12 protein-coding genes and 1 tRNA gene are annotated in these 13077 nt (G+C 65.4%); 8 read left to right on the top strand and 5 right to left on the bottom strand.

The genetic code is table 11. The annotated features are described in order from the left end of the window. Positions 1-313: 313 nt before the first annotated feature. From ACXJKM_RS19195 to ACXJKM_RS19170, 6 genes are all read left to right on the top strand, one after another. Positions 314-1750, top strand: a complete 1437-nt coding sequence (locus tag ACXJKM_RS19195; protein ID WP_457354393.1) for a tyrosine-type recombinase/integrase — start codon at positions 314-316, stop codon at positions 1748-1750. A gap of 124 nt (positions 1751-1874) precedes the next feature. Then, entirely contained in the window at positions 1875-3548 is a 1674-nt protein-coding gene (locus ACXJKM_RS19190; RefSeq protein WP_457354391.1) for a hypothetical protein, read from the top strand. 335 nt (positions 3549-3883) lie between these two features. After that, the gene (locus ACXJKM_RS19185; protein WP_457354389.1) at positions 3884-4231 is read left to right on the top strand and encodes a hypothetical protein; all 348 of its coding nucleotides are present in this window, start codon (positions 3884-3886) and stop codon (positions 4229-4231) included. Positions 4232-4358: 127 nt separating this feature from the next. Beyond that, positions 4359-5021, top strand: a complete 663-nt coding sequence (locus tag ACXJKM_RS19180) for a hypothetical protein (RefSeq protein ID WP_457354387.1) — start codon at positions 4359-4361, stop codon at positions 5019-5021. A gap of 12 nt (positions 5022-5033) precedes the next feature. Continuing rightward, positions 5034-5441 carry a hypothetical protein gene (locus ACXJKM_RS19175; RefSeq protein ID WP_457354385.1) on the top strand — a complete coding sequence of 136 codons (408 nt, stop codon included), beginning with the start codon at positions 5034-5036 and terminating at the stop codon, positions 5439-5441. Positions 5442-5497: 56 nt separating this feature from the next. After that, complete coding sequence (locus ACXJKM_RS19170; protein ID WP_457354383.1) at positions 5498-6091, top strand: hypothetical protein; 594 nt, start codon at positions 5498-5500, stop codon at positions 6089-6091. A gap of 121 nt (positions 6092-6212) precedes the next feature. Here the strand turns inward: ACXJKM_RS19170 and ACXJKM_RS19165 are convergent, their stop codons facing one another. Next, on the bottom strand, positions 6213-6584 hold the full coding sequence (locus ACXJKM_RS19165; protein WP_457354381.1) for a hypothetical protein: 372 nt from the start codon (positions 6582-6584) through the stop codon (positions 6213-6215). A gap of 147 nt (positions 6585-6731) precedes the next feature. Between ACXJKM_RS19165 and ACXJKM_RS19160 the strand changes: the two genes are divergently transcribed. Then, the gene (locus ACXJKM_RS19160) at positions 6732-7139 is read left to right on the top strand and encodes a surface-adhesin E family protein (protein ID WP_457354379.1); all 408 of its coding nucleotides are present in this window, start codon (positions 6732-6734) and stop codon (positions 7137-7139) included. 89 nt (positions 7140-7228) lie between these two features. Here ACXJKM_RS19160 and ACXJKM_RS19155 read toward each other — a convergent pair. Next, positions 7229-7304 (bottom strand) — tRNA-Thr (locus ACXJKM_RS19155). Between the two features lie 108 nt (positions 7305-7412). Here ACXJKM_RS19155 and ACXJKM_RS19150 point away from each other — a divergent pair. After that, positions 7413-8189: an alpha/beta hydrolase gene (locus tag ACXJKM_RS19150; RefSeq protein WP_056198683.1), complete on the top strand. Its 777-nt coding sequence runs from the start codon at positions 7413-7415 to the stop codon at positions 8187-8189. A 19-nt stretch (positions 8190-8208) separates the two neighbouring features. Here the strand turns inward: ACXJKM_RS19150 and ACXJKM_RS19145 are convergent, their stop codons facing one another. From ACXJKM_RS19145 to prfB, 3 genes are all read right to left on the bottom strand, one after another. Beyond that, the gene (locus tag ACXJKM_RS19145; RefSeq protein WP_056198682.1) at positions 8209-9219 is read right to left on the bottom strand and encodes a class 1 fructose-bisphosphatase; all 1011 of its coding nucleotides are present in this window, start codon (positions 9217-9219) and stop codon (positions 8209-8211) included. A gap of 3 nt (positions 9220-9222) precedes the next feature. Continuing rightward, on the bottom strand, positions 9223-11886 hold the full coding sequence (gene pepN, locus ACXJKM_RS19140; RefSeq protein ID WP_457354377.1) for an aminopeptidase N: 2664 nt from the start codon (positions 11884-11886) through the stop codon (positions 9223-9225). Between the two features lie 84 nt (positions 11887-11970). Continuing rightward, a protein-coding gene (prfB, locus tag ACXJKM_RS19135; RefSeq protein WP_457354375.1) for a peptide chain release factor 2 occupies positions 11971-13075 on the bottom strand; the annotation gives its coding sequence in 2 pieces (ribosomal slippage) (positions 11971-12993 and positions 12995-13075; 1104 coding nt in all). Positions 13076-13077 lie beyond the last annotated feature (2 nt).

The raw sequence follows: 13077 nt of genomic DNA, 5'->3' as shown, positions 1-13077 counted from the left end.
GTTGGGCTGAGGTCGTTTGCAACAGCTGTTCCAAGTGCGGAAAACTGCCCAGAACGCAAAAAGGGCCTGATCGCGAGATCAGGCCCTTGGTGCTTCTTCTTGTTCTGGTGCCGGCAAGAGGAGTCGAACCCCCGACCTTCGCATTACGAATGCGCGCGAGATAGTGTTTGCCGTTGTTGATGCCCATTCGTACACTCTATGAAAATCAACGCGTTAGCGGGCTAGGTCTGTCGTTGCATCCAGTCCGGGCGTTGATTCAAATTCGCCAAAATGTCGGCCGACTGGCTACATGGTGGCTACATGGAGTCGGGACATGGCGAGACGCAAGGCAGGCGCACCGATAGACCTGACGCAGCCGCACGCACTCACGGCGGGCTTGATTGCCGACCTGGCCTGCCCCGCTGGCAAGGAACAGGCGTTCCTGCGCGATACCGAGTGCAGGGGCTTGCGCGTGCGGGTGACGGCAGGGGGCGCCAAGTCTTTCGTCTTTGAAACGAAGGTCAGCGGCAAGACCCTGCGCCGCACGATTGGTGAGGCATCGGGGAATCCGCCACCCTGGAGCATTGAGGCCGCGCGCAAGGAGGCCAACAGCCTGCGGGTGCTGACCGACCAGAGGCAAGACCCCCGCGAACTGGACCGCGAGAAGGCGGAAGCGAAGGCGCGCAAGGCCGAGGAGGCGGAAGCGGCCCAGGCCGTAGCAGTGGCGCAGGCCGTGACCGTGGGCGAGGTCTGGCCGGTCTACATGGCGAACGGCAAGCCCCCGAAGAAGGCCGCGTGGAAGCCCCGCTATCGGGCCGACCTGATGAAAGCCGCCGCCGCTGGGGGCGAACCCCTCAAGCGCGGCGAGGGCCTGACGAAGCCCGGGCACCTCGCCGCCTTGATGCCGCTGACTCTGGCGACCATCGACCAAGACACCATCCGCGACTGGTACAGCAGCGAAGCGAAGCGGGCGCCCATTCAAGCGGCGCGGGCCGTGGCGATGTTTTCGGGCTTCTTGTCGTGGTGCGCCACCCGCAAGGAATACCGGCCGCTGGTGGACCGCGAAGCGGCCCGCGCCCGGGACTTGGGCGACGTGCTGCCAGCATCGAAGCCCCGCACTGATGCCCTGGAGGCCGAGCAACTGGCCGCATGGTTCGCTGGCGTCGGCAAGCTGCGCAACCGGCACGCTGCGGCCTATCTCGTGGCGCTGCTGCTGACCGGCGCGCGCCGGGAAGAAATGGCCGGGCTGCGCTGGGCAGACGTTGACTTTCCGAACCGCCGCGTGACCATCGCGGACAAGGTGGACGCCACCCGCGTGATTCCGCTGGCCCCGTATCTCGCTAGTCTGTTGCAGGCGCTGCCGCGCGTCACGCTGGCAGACGGCACGCAAAACCCCTTCGTGTTCGCCGCAGCCATCACGAAGAAGGGCGCCAACAAGGGCCGCAGCCGCAGCGCATCGGGCCGCATCGCAGAGCCCCGCGCGTATCACGCTGACGTGCTGACCGAGGCGGCATTGCCCCATGTCTCAATACACGGCCTGCGCCGTTCCTTCGCCTTGATGGGTGAGGCCGCTGGCGCCCCCGCTGGTGCCATCGCTCAAATCATGGGGCACCGGCCTAGCGCCATGTCTGAACGGTACAAGCCGCGCCCAATTGGCGTGCTGGGCGAGTATCTGGCGAAGGTGGAGGCGTTCGTTTTGGAGAAGGCCGGCATTGCCTTCGGCCCGCAGGCATCGACGGCAAGGGGTCTGCAGCTAGTTGCCGCCGCCTGACGGTTTCAGGCAACGGGCCTGACGGCATAGACTCATTCCGCCCCAGCTAGGCCCGCGAACCGAAGAGCGGGACACCTTCACCCGCCTGCTGGGGCTCCTCATGAAGGGCACCGGAAGGGGTGCGATGGAACAAGCAGAAAAGCGGGCTGAAGCTGAACGGGATTACGCCTCGCTGGTGGTCAAGGTGTCAGGACGTGACGCGCTGCCGGTGCGTGCAATTCCCTACGTGTCCGGCTGGGCTCTGTCGCCCGACATGGTCGCGCAGAACTTCGCCAGGGCTGCCACCGAGGGTTTCGAGAAGCTGGAGAGCACCGACACGTATCACTTGGGAGACGGCGGCCCCGTCAAGCTATTGCCGAAGGAGTGGGATAGACCTATCGCCGCGCTGCAAGGGCTGCAGGCGCAACTCAAGGAGGAGTACACAAGCGATGAACGAGGGTACGCGGCCTGGGTATCGCGTTCTGTGGAAAAGCTTCCCGCCCGCGTCTTCGTGTGGCTCGATGAGTTCGTCGCCGACTTCGAGCTGGACCATGGGCCCAACCGACTGTCCATCACGTCGGAGCGGGAGGGAGACCGAGCGCTGAACCTCTCGCCGTTTCTCGATGAAGAAGAGCTCAACATGGTGCTTGAGGGCTTCGGGAGGAAGTCCGAACTGCGCACGCGGCGGTCAGACGACTTTCACGCGCACTTTGCGGAGATGGCCTGGAACGGCCGCCTCATCGACTGGCAGTATTGGGTGCAGAACATGCCGACACTCAATGCGGCCGAGGCGAGCCGGCTGATGGCGGGCCTGGACCCCGACCTGTACGAAGACCTGACCTCACGGCCCGAGCCGAAAAACAACCCCGCCCAGGTCTGCGCCGAGGCGCGGCGTATGGAGCGCCTGGCTGTCGCAGAAGGGCGCGACCGGATGCCGCCCGAGGGGTGGTATCAGTGGGCGCGCGAACGGGATTTCGACCCTCATATCGGCTTCTTCCTGGCGGTTTATGGCCGGCACCTGCGAGAGAACGAGCTGCAAGTATTGCGCGAGATGCCGCGCGCCGAGGCGACTCGCTGGGAACAGGCTCGCGTCATCTCCGATGTAGGGCGGGAGGTCTCAACAAGCTATGCACGACACATCGGCTCCATGTCCATGACGTTCCCCCGCTTCGTCGCTGAGGTGGAGGAGCGGCTGGCGCGCTGGCGTCGTGGCCGCTACGAACTGGTGGAAGCAGCGCAGGTGCTCGCCGACCACGCGGGCGGCCTGGACGCGAAGGAGCTAGCTGAACAGATGGACGCAGCCATCCGCGACGGCAAGCTCACATACAGGGTCAACAACATCCGCGTTGAGCCGCAACGCATCCCTCGGGAACACCTCTGGTATCGCACCATTTTTCAGCACGACGTGAACGCCTGGCTCGCGGCGGAGGCAATCGGCGATGCGCTACGGCTTGAATATCCATATCCGCCCACTAAGGCAGACAAGGCCGCCGTACACGCCCTCGGCTCAGAACCGGCACGCATCGCGGCCCCGTTGGTGGAGCACGCAGAGCAGCCCGGCTGGCACCTGAACACGCCCCAGCGGTTTCGCGGCTACTCATGGCCCCTGTACAAATTCTTGAAGACGGCTCACAGCGCCGGTGCCGCCAAGCCTACTGCTCGCGATGTCCTAGACGCCTTCAGGGCGACAAAGCCACCTGAGGTGGACCAAGTCAATGCGGACGGGCTCATCTACTCGGACACCGAGGGCAAAGCGAAAGAAGCAACGCTTGCCGCCATCGCCGAGATGATTCGGCGAATGACCTCCGAAGACGCCTAGAGCCCACGCCAAGGCCACTCCAGGCCCACGACAGTCACGGTAGCGCCACGCCTGCCACGGCATCATGGCGTGCGGACACTTGCGCAAATTCAATGGCTCCATCGCAACAAACCCCAGGGGTTTTCGATGGCACCGAAGGCAGTTCAACCCGTATCACTTGAGCAGGAAGCTCGCGCCAACCTCCCGACGAGTGAGGCAGCTTTTCATCTAAATCGCGCTGAGCAAACGCTTAGGCTCTGGGCCTGCGATGAGTCCGGCCCCATCCGGCCCATCCGCATCAATGGTCGGCTAGCCTGGCCTGTCGCCGAGCTTCGCAAACTGCTGGGGGTGGCGCAATGAAAAACGGCCGCCCCACCGAAGTAAAGACGACCGCCCCCAAGCACGGCGATTCTAAAGCGGCTGCCTATTTTTTGGGCACCGACAACCCGCGTCACCTGCGCGTGATTCAGGCAGTGCTGACCCGCCCCATGCCGCGCGAACACATCGATTCGGTAGCCGGGTGCAGCAACGGCCCCGAGTTGATTGCAGAGCTGCGCCGCCGTGGGCTGGAGCTGCCATGTACCCGCACCAAGAAGAGGGACCGCGACCTTTTCGACTGCTGGCCCGGGGTCTATCACTGCACGGAAGCCGACCGCCGCAAGCTGACCGAGTGGAAGCGCAAGCGCGCGGCGGGGGCGGCATGACAGCAGCCAAGCCCGTCCAGGCGCCTCAACACGCCGCCGTGCGCGCAACCCTTGCAGCGCAACATTTCCGGCCGCTATGGCCCTTCCTGGCCCCTTTGTGGGCCTGGATAGCCGACCGCGCTGCCTCATGAGCGGCAAGGACAAGCGCCGCAAGGGTGGAGGCGTCAGCGTCACCGGGCCGTGGGTGGCGATGCCGCTGCAGTTCCTCGGGTCGCGCGCCTGCGCCGGACTGTCCCCTATCGCCTTGAAGATGCTGCTTGACCTGTGCGGGCAGCTTGGCCCGAACGCCAACGGCAACGGCGACCTGTCGGCGGCGCCGTCCGTGATGCGGGCGAAGGGCTGGACCGGCAACGCCACACGCCAGGCCGCTCTAGACGAGCTGATTACCGCCAAGCTGGTCTGCATGACCCGCCAGGGTGGGCGGCGGCAATGCTCGCTCTACGCCGTCACGCTCTGGCCGATGGCGTGCGACTTCGCAAAGCTTGACCACGGCCCGGGCTGCTACAGCGTGAACGACTGGCGCGGGCCGAAGGATGAGGCGGCATCCAGGCCCACCGAGGAACAGCCGGCAACGTGGGCGACGCCACGCAAAAACACTTTGCCATGCCCCGCCACGGGGCGACCCCAGGCGGTTATGACCCCGCCACGGGGCAAGCAAGCCCAAGGACCGCCACCTTTTGACCCCGCCACGGGGTCAATACAGCCCATTTCGGCCTCAAGGGTTACCCCGCCACGGGCCACCTATCTAGATAAGCCATCTGCAGCAGCAATTCCGGCAGCAACGCATTGAAGGACACACACCATGAGCGAGCCCAACACGGACTCTTTGACGATGTACCCGCTGAGCGCCGAAGCGCTCCACGACGAGAAGGGGCCAATGGTCAGACTGGAGCAGCAAGAGGACTTCAATGACCCCTCGGTCATCGTCGTTCATCCCTGGCAGCTTCGAGCAGCCTGCCAGCATCTCGGCATCGTCGCTACTGACCCCGAGGTAGAACGTACGGCGGCCCGCCTTGCACGTCGGCTGCAATCCCTCGCCGGGCGCATCCGCCACCTCAATGACTGGCTGCGCGAGAACGGGGCCAGTGGGCAGGCGGGCCTGGCCTACGGGCAGACCTACGCGCAGGCCAGCGCAGACCTTGCGGCCGAGTTCATGGCCGACCTTCGCGAGTCCAGGCCCACCGAGCCTGAACAGGGGGTGCTGCTGTGACGACGGCCAAGACGGCGATTGCCTATTGATTTCGGATTCAGTGAAGGGACGCGGCAATGGCTAAGGGCGGCTATCGCTGGAACGCTGGGCGGCCCGGATGGCACGTCAAAGCGGAGCACTGCCTTCGTATCGACTCTCGCCGCTGGGCTCGTGAAGGCATGTTCTCGGCTGGTCGCGCTGGCGCGTGGGTTTGGCGCGATGCCGAAACCGGGGATGAAACCGGCCGCATCGGCTACCTTGGCGGAGGCGGGGCCGTCTCTCTGAACTTCACGGTGAACGGTGAGCCGGTGCGGCAACACATCACCACGCAAAAGACGCCATGCAACTACGGAGGCGGCCGCGTTTGGTTCTCCTGCCCTCGATGCTGGCGCCGCGTGGCAGTGCTGTTCCTGCGGGGCACCGCAGGATTCATCTGCCGGCACTGCGGGCGCATCGCCTACGGCAGCCAGAGCGACGATGCGATGGGCAGAGCATGGCGCACGCAGCGCAAGGCAGAGGCGCGGCTAGAGGACGGATGGGGGCGCCCTAAAGGGATGCACAAGAGCACGCGCGACAAGCTCGTGAAGACCATTCTCGAATGTGAGGAGAGGCGCGACGATGCGCTGTATGAGTTCATGGCCAGACACTTCCCGGCGGGTCTGGGCTGCTGATTGAACAGCGCATGAGCAGCGCTAGCGCCTCATTCAACAGGTCGGAAACAGACCGAGGCCAGCCGCCCCGACTTTGGGGGCAAACACCGTGATGAGTGGAAACTGCCCGACGAATTTGACTTCACCCGAATGAAGTCGTTCCCCACCGACGGAATTCTTCACCCCGTATGGCCTGATGCTGGCGCCAGTACTTGGCAGCGTCGCTCAAGTACCAATAGAGCGCGACGCCAACAACCAGCCAGAACGTCGCCCCAAAGAGGCTGGCTCTGTCGCCCCCATTGAAGAGTGCGGACACAAGGCAAATCGGCACGCCAGCCAGTGAGATGACGAGGGCCACCCCAGCGCCGTCTGCATTCGCAGGCCTTCGGCGGCGCTGCAGATGGCGAGCAGCAGCACGTTCGAACTCTGCGTCGCTAAGTAGCTGAAGGTGCCTGAACTCGCCTTCAATGGGCATGGTTCCGAGGCGGGCTGCGGCGGCTTTCAGTCCGTTCATGCTCAACATCCTAGTGGCCGATGACCATCCAGGCCCATAAGGACAAGACCAGGGCAGAGGCTAAGCTTTGCCTCAGTCGTGGCCGGCGGCAAGCAGCCGCAGCGGACGTGCAGCTAGGGTCTAGGTAGGCACTGTGAGGGGCAATGCATGAAGTTGATGCTGACAACATTCGCGCTAGTGTTCAGCTCCCCAGCCTGGGCTGATTGGGAGCCCATCGCTGCCAACGATGAGGCCATCCACTTTTTAGATTTGCAAACTGTCAAAACTACGGGCCAGATTCGGCGCGTATGGGTACTGATTGACATGAAAACGCCAGTGGTTGGCAGAGGCAATTCGCAGCGGAGCTTGGCCGAGTACGACTGCCGCGAAGAACGATGGCGCTACCTGCAGTCTTCCGACTTCTCCGGACAAATGGGAGAAGGGACGATTTTGGTTGACAGCAGCCAGCCAACGGCATGGCGTCCTGTCGCACCCGGCACTGTTGGCGCGGCGGCTATCAAGCTGCTTTGCGCGCCACCGCCGAAGCGGCCTTCTGCGTCCGTAAAGGCACCGTGATTGCTCCTCCGGCCGCTACATGGTGGCTACATGAGGCCCAGAAACAACAAAGCCCAGCGGGTGAGGCTGGGCTAAGTGCTTGTTTTTATTGGTGCCGGCAAGAGGAGTCGAACCCCCGACCTTCGCATTACGAATGCGCTGCTCTACCAACTGAGCTATGCCGGCCTCACGCGTCCCGCAGGCGGGATCAGCGAAGCCCGAGATCATAGCGCAACTGCATTGAGCCGCCAAGATCGGCTTGCTTTTCGGGCGTCAGGACGCAAACTCCGGCGCATGAAAAAGATCAGGAATCTGCTGCTGGGGGCGTGGATGCTGGGTGCCACGGCGCTGACCCAGGCCGAGGATGGGCGCTTCGACGTCGCCACCCGCGAGGGCGTTGTCACGCCGGTGTTCTGGCAGGCTGCCGAAGCGGCGCGGGCGACGGTGTTGCTGTTTCCCGGTGGCAGCGGCGGCTTCGGGCGCATCGAAGCGGGCCGGCCAACGAGCCGCAATTTCCTGGTCCGCTCCGCAGGGGAGTTCGCCGCGCGCGGCTACAACGTCGCCATCTTCGGCAAGCCGAGCGACACGCCCGATCTGGGCTACAGCGAGCGCATCTCGGACGCCCACATGACCGACATCCGCGAAGTGCTGAAGGCCGTCAGGCAGAAGTCGCCATTGCCGGTCTGGTTGGTCGGCACCAGTCGTGGAACGGTGTCGGCCACGGCGGCGGCCATCCGATTGCAGGGGGAGATCGCCGGCCTGGTGTTGACGTCCAGCATCGTCGCCTGGGACAAGCCGGGCGCCGTGCCGCGCCAGGAGTTGTCGGCCATCCGCGTGCCGGTGCTGGTGCTGCACCACGCCAAGGACCAGTGCCGGCAGACTCTGCCTCATGACGTGGGCTACATCCCGCGCGGGCTGACGGCTGCGCCAGTGAAGAAGCTGGTCGTGGTCGACGGCGGCGCCGACCCGACGGGCGACGCCTGCGAGGCCCTCCACTGGCACGGCTTCATCGGCATGGAGGCCGAGGCCGTCCAGCTCATCACAGGCTGGATGGACCGGCCTATGCCATAGACGCTTCTTGGTACGCTTCTCAGGACGCGTCGAGATGATAGGCGGCGATACGCTCGACCTCGTTCTTGGAGCCCAGGGCCACGGCCACGCGTTCGTGCAGCTTGGTCGGCTTCAGGTCCATGATGCGTTCACTGCCGGTGGTGGCCACGCCGCCGGCCTGCTCGACGAGGAAGGCCATCGGGTTGGCCTCGTACAGCAGGCGCAATTTGCCGGGCTTGTCGGGCTCGCGCTGGTCCCAGGGGTACATGAAGACGCCGCCGCGGGTCATGATGCGGTGCACGTCGGCCACCATGCTGGCGACCCAGCGCATGTTGAAGTCCTTGCCACGAGGCCCTGTGGAGCCGGCCAGGCATTCGTCGATGTAGCGGCGCACCGGCGGCGCCCAGTGGCGCAGGTTGGACATGTTGATCGCGAATTCCTTGGTGTCTTCGGGAATCCTGACCTGGTCCTGCGTCAGCACCCAGGAGCCGGTCTCGCGGTCCAGCGTGAAGACAGCCACGCCGTCGCCCACCGTCAGCACCAGCATGCTCTGCGGTCCGTAGACGCAGTAGCCGGCCGCCGCCTGCTGCTTGCCGGGCTGCAGGAAGTCTTCTTCGCTGACGCCACGCGAATGGCCCACCTTGCGCAGCACGCTGAAGATGGTGCCGATGGACACGTTGACGTCGATGTTGCTGGAGCCGTCCAGCGGGTCGAACAGCAGCAGGTATTCACCCTGGGGGTAGCGGTTGGGCACGACGTAGATGCCGTCCATCTCCTCGCTGGCCATGGCCGCGAGGTGGCCGCCCCATTCGTTGGCCTCGATCAGCACCTCGTTGGCGATGATGTCGAGCTTCTTCTGCACCTCGCCCTGCACGTTCTCGCTGCCGGCGGTGCCGAGCACGTCACCCAGCGCCCCCTTGTTGACGGCGATGGCGATGCGCTTGCAGGCGCGCGCGACGACCTCGATCAAGAGGCGCAGTTCCTGCGGGATGTGGCCGTGCTCGCGCTGCTGCTCGACGAGGTATTGGGTCAGGCTGGTTTGACGAGACATCGATCAGCCTCCCGAGGCCAGCGCGCGTTCGACGATTTCGCGCACGTCGCTCGACAGATCAGGCTTGGCGGCAACGCGCGCGACGGCCTCGCGGGCGGCGCTGCGGTAGGGCTCGGCCAGCACGGCCCAGCGGTCCATCGCGCGGGCGAGGCGGCTGGCGAGCTGCGGGTTGATGGCGTCGATGGCGAGCACCTGTTCGGCCCAGAACACATAGCCGGCCGCGTCGGCGCGGTGGAAGGCGGCCGGGTTGAACATGCACAAGGACGCGAGCAGGCTTCGCGCCCGGTTGGGGTTCTTCAGGCTGAAGTCGGGGTGCTTGAGCAGGGACTTGGCCCGGGTGAAGACGCGGCCGTCCGCCTCGGGCGCGCGGGCCTGGAGCGAGAACCACTTGTCGACCACCAGTGCATCGTCCTTGAACAGCGCGTGGAAGCGCTGCAGGGCCGGTGCGGCCAGCTCGGCGTTGGCGTTCACCAGGGCGGCCAGCGCGCCGAGACGCTCGGTCATGTTGGACGCGTCCTTGAAGCGCTGGTAGGCCTTGCCCGGCCAGACGGTGTCGCCCGTGGCCTGCGCATCCAGCACGAGCATGGACAGGGCCAGGTTGGCCAGCGCCCGCTTGCCGGACGAGACCGGGTCGGGCGTGTAGCCACCGCTGATCTGGTTGGCCTCGAAGGCCGCAGCCCAGTCGTCGCGCAGGGCGGCGGCGAGCTGGGTTTGCGCGGCCATGACGGCAGCGTGGATGGCCTGTGGGTCGACGACGTCGAGCTGCTCGGCGATATAGGCCTCGCCAGGCAGGGTCAGGGCCAGTTCCTTGAAGGCCGGGTCCAGCTCGGGATGGTTGAGCAGGACCCGCATCGCGTCGATGAATACGGAGCTCAGCACCAGCGGCTGGCCCGCACGCAGCGAATGCAGGATGCGGTTCAGCGCCAGGCGCTGGCCGGCTTCCCAGCGGTTGAAAGGGTCGCTGTCGTGGCGCATCAGCACGATCAGGCCGGCGTCGGACAGGCCGTCCTCCAGCACCACCGGCGCAGAGAAGCCGCGCATCAGCGAGGGCACGGGCTCGCTGTCGATGTTCTCGAAGATGAAGGTCTGCTCGGCCTGGTCCAGTACCACCACGCCCTCGGTGTCGCCCTGGACGTTCACGGGCAGGGCGGCGCCGTGGCGGTCCAGCAGGCCCATGACGATGGGGATCACCTGGGGCTGCTTGTCGCCCTGGCCCGGCGTGGCGGGTGTGGTCTGCGTGAAGCGCAACGTGAAGGTGCGGGCGGCGGCGTCATGCTCGCCGCGGGCGGTCACGCGCGGCGTGCCGGCCTGCGAGTACCAGCGCTTGAAAGTGTCCAGGCGCGTAGCGAGGCCCGAGCCGGGGTTGGCGTCGGCAATCGCCTGCGCGAAGTCGTCGCAGGTCACGGCCTGGCCGTCGTGGCGCTCGAAGTAGAGCTTCATGCCCGCCTCGAAGCCCTTGCGGCCGACCAGCGTCTGGTACATGCGCACGACCTCGGCGCCCTTCTCGTAGACGGTGGCCGTGTAGAAGTTGTTGATCTCGCTGTAGCTGTCCGGGCGCACCGGGTGGGCCATGGCGCCGCTGTCTTCGGGGAACTGCGCGGCGCGCAGCTGGCGCACGTCCTGGATGCGGCAGACGGCACGTGCCGACGGCGTGCCGGCCATGTCCATCGAGAACTCCTGGTCGCGGAAGACGGTCAGGCCTTCCTTGAGCGACAGCTGGAACCAGTCGCGGCAAGTGACGCGGTTGCCGGTCCAGTTGTGGAAATACTCGTGGGCGACGATGGACTCGATGCGGTTGAAGTCCGCATCCGTTGCGGTGGCGGGCGAGGCGAGCAGGGCGCTGGTGTTGAAGATGTTCAGGCCCTTGTTCTCCATCGCGCCCATGTTGAAGTCGGACACGCCGACCACCATGAAGCGCTCCAGGTCCAGCGGCAGGCCGAAGCGGGCCTCGTCCCAGACGATGGAGGCGATCAGCGAGTTCATCGCATGCTCGGTCTTCTCCAGGTCGCCGCGGCGCACATAGACCTGCAGCAGGTGGTCCTTGCCGGCGCGGGTGCGGATGCGCTGCTCGCGCGCGACCAGGTCGCCGGCGACGACGGCGAACAGATAGCTGGGCTTGGGGAAGGGGTCGGCCCAGACGGCGAAGTGGCGGCCGTTGTCGAGCGTGCCGCTGTCGACCAGATTGCCGTTGGACAGCAGCACCGGGTAGAGGGTGGCGTTGGCGCGCAGCGTGACCGTGTAGACGGCCATCACGTCGGGGCGGTCCAGGAAATAGGTGATGCGGCGGAAGCCCTCGGCCTCGCATTGCGTGAAGAAGCTGCCGCCCGAGGTGTACAGGCCGGAGAGGGCCGTGTTCTTGTCTGGGCAGGTGGTGTTGCGGATCTCGAGCGCGAAGTCGGCGTCGGGTGCGCCTTCGATGATGAGCTCGTTACCTTCCTGGCGGAAGGAGACGCTCGCGCCGTCGATCAGCACGCGCAGCAGGTTCAGTTCCTCGCCGTGCAAACGCAGCGGGCCGTGGGGCACGGCGCGGTTGCGCTCGATCTGCATCTTGCTGGTGACCAGGGTCTTGGCCGGGTCGAGATCGAAGGTCAGGTCGACCTTGCGGATCCAGAACGCCGGTTGCTGGTAGTCCAGGCGTTGGATCAGGGTGGCATTGCCTTCACGCATTGGGGCTTCCTTGGAAATCGGTCAGTTCAGTCGAAGCGCTGCGCGCCAGCCGGAACGCGGGCGCGCAGTGCTTCAGGGAGGGCATCAAACGCCCTGTTTCAGCGACTCCGTGATGAACGGGTCGAGATCGCCGTCCAGCACCTTCTGCGTGGCAGACGTTTCGTAGTTGGTGCGCAGGTCCTTGATGCGGCTCTGGTCCAGCACGTAGGAGCGGATCTGGTGGCCCCAGCCGACGTCGGTCTTGGTGTCTTCCAGCTTCTGCTGTTCTTCCTGGCGCTTGCGCATCTCATGGTCGTACAGGCGCGAGCGCAGGCGCTTCCAGGCGACGTCGCGGTTGCTGTGCTGGCTGCGGCCGTCCTGGCACTGCACGACGATGCCGGTCGGGATGTGCGTCAGGCGCACGGCCGAGTCGGTCTTGTTGATGTGCTGGCCRCCRGCGCCSSWGGCGCGGAAGGTGTCGGTGCGCACGTCGGCCGGGTTGATGTCGATCTCGATGCTGTCATCCACCTCGGGGTAGACGAACAGCGACGCGAACGAGGTGTGGCGGCCGCCGGAGCTGTCGAACGGGCTTTTGCGCACCAGGCGGTGCACGCCGGTCTCGGTACGCAGCAGGCCGAAGGCGTATTCGCCCTCGACCTTGATGGTCGCGCTCTTGAGGCCCGCCACGTCGCCGGGCGTCTCGTCTTCCAGCGTCGCCTTGAAGCCCTTGCGCTCGCAGTACTTCAGGTACTGGCGCAGCAGCATGCCGGCCCAGTCGCAGGCTTCGGTGCCGCCGGCGCCGGCCTGGATGTCGATGAAGCAGTTCAGCGGGTCGGCCGGGTTGTTGAACATGCGGCGGAACTCGAGTTCCTCGACCTTGGCCTGCAGCGCGGCGGCGTCCTGTTCGATGGCCAGCATGCCGGCTTCGTCGCCTTCCTCGCGGCTCATCTCGAACAGCTCGGTGTTGTCCGCCAGCGAGCTGGTCAGCGTCGTGATCGTGTCGACGACGGCCTCCAGCGTGCGCTTTTCCTTGCCCAGTTCCTGGGCACGCTTCTGGTCGTTCCAGACGTTGGGATTCTCGAGGGAGGCGTTGACCTCGTTCAGTCGCAGTGCTTTGCGGTCGAAGTCAAAGATACCCCCTTAGCGCGTCGGTACGCGCTGTGAGGTCGGCCAGGTTGTTGCCGATTTGGTTGATGTGTTCGATGTCCATGA

Source organism: Roseateles sp. P5_D6 (assembly GCF_054049415.1).
Note: the sequence above shows the minus strand (reverse complement) of the source record. Positions and strands in the feature narration are given on the sequence as shown.

Excerpts from the sequence above, each read along its gene's own strand:
- ACXJKM_RS19195 (WP_457354393.1), top strand. The coding sequence starts at position 314 with ATGGCGAGACGCAAGGCAGGCGCACCGATAGACCTGACGCAGCCGCAC.
- ACXJKM_RS19190 (WP_457354391.1), top strand. The coding sequence starts at position 1,875 with ATGGAACAAGCAGAAAAGCGGGCTGAAGCTGAACGGGATTACGCCTCG.
- ACXJKM_RS19185 (WP_457354389.1), top strand. The coding sequence starts at position 3,884 with ATGAAAAACGGCCGCCCCACCGAAGTAAAGACGACCGCCCCCAAGCAC.
- ACXJKM_RS19180 (WP_457354387.1), top strand. The coding sequence starts at position 4,359 with ATGAGCGGCAAGGACAAGCGCCGCAAGGGTGGAGGCGTCAGCGTCACC.
- ACXJKM_RS19175 (WP_457354385.1), top strand. The coding sequence starts at position 5,034 with ATGAGCGAGCCCAACACGGACTCTTTGACGATGTACCCGCTGAGCGCC.
- ACXJKM_RS19170 (WP_457354383.1), top strand. The coding sequence starts at position 5,498 with ATGGCTAAGGGCGGCTATCGCTGGAACGCTGGGCGGCCCGGATGGCAC.
- ACXJKM_RS19165 (WP_457354381.1), bottom strand. The coding sequence starts at position 6,584 with ATGAACGGACTGAAAGCCGCCGCAGCCCGCCTCGGAACCATGCCCATT.
- ACXJKM_RS19160 (WP_457354379.1), top strand. The coding sequence starts at position 6,732 with ATGAAGTTGATGCTGACAACATTCGCGCTAGTGTTCAGCTCCCCAGCC.
- ACXJKM_RS19150 (WP_056198683.1), top strand. The coding sequence starts at position 7,413 with ATGAAAAAGATCAGGAATCTGCTGCTGGGGGCGTGGATGCTGGGTGCC.
- ACXJKM_RS19145 (WP_056198682.1), bottom strand. The coding sequence starts at position 9,219 with ATGTCTCGTCAAACCAGCCTGACCCAATACCTCGTCGAGCAGCAGCGC.
- pepN (WP_457354377.1), bottom strand. The coding sequence starts at position 11,886 with ATGCGTGAAGGCAATGCCACCCTGATCCAACGCCTGGACTACCAGCAA.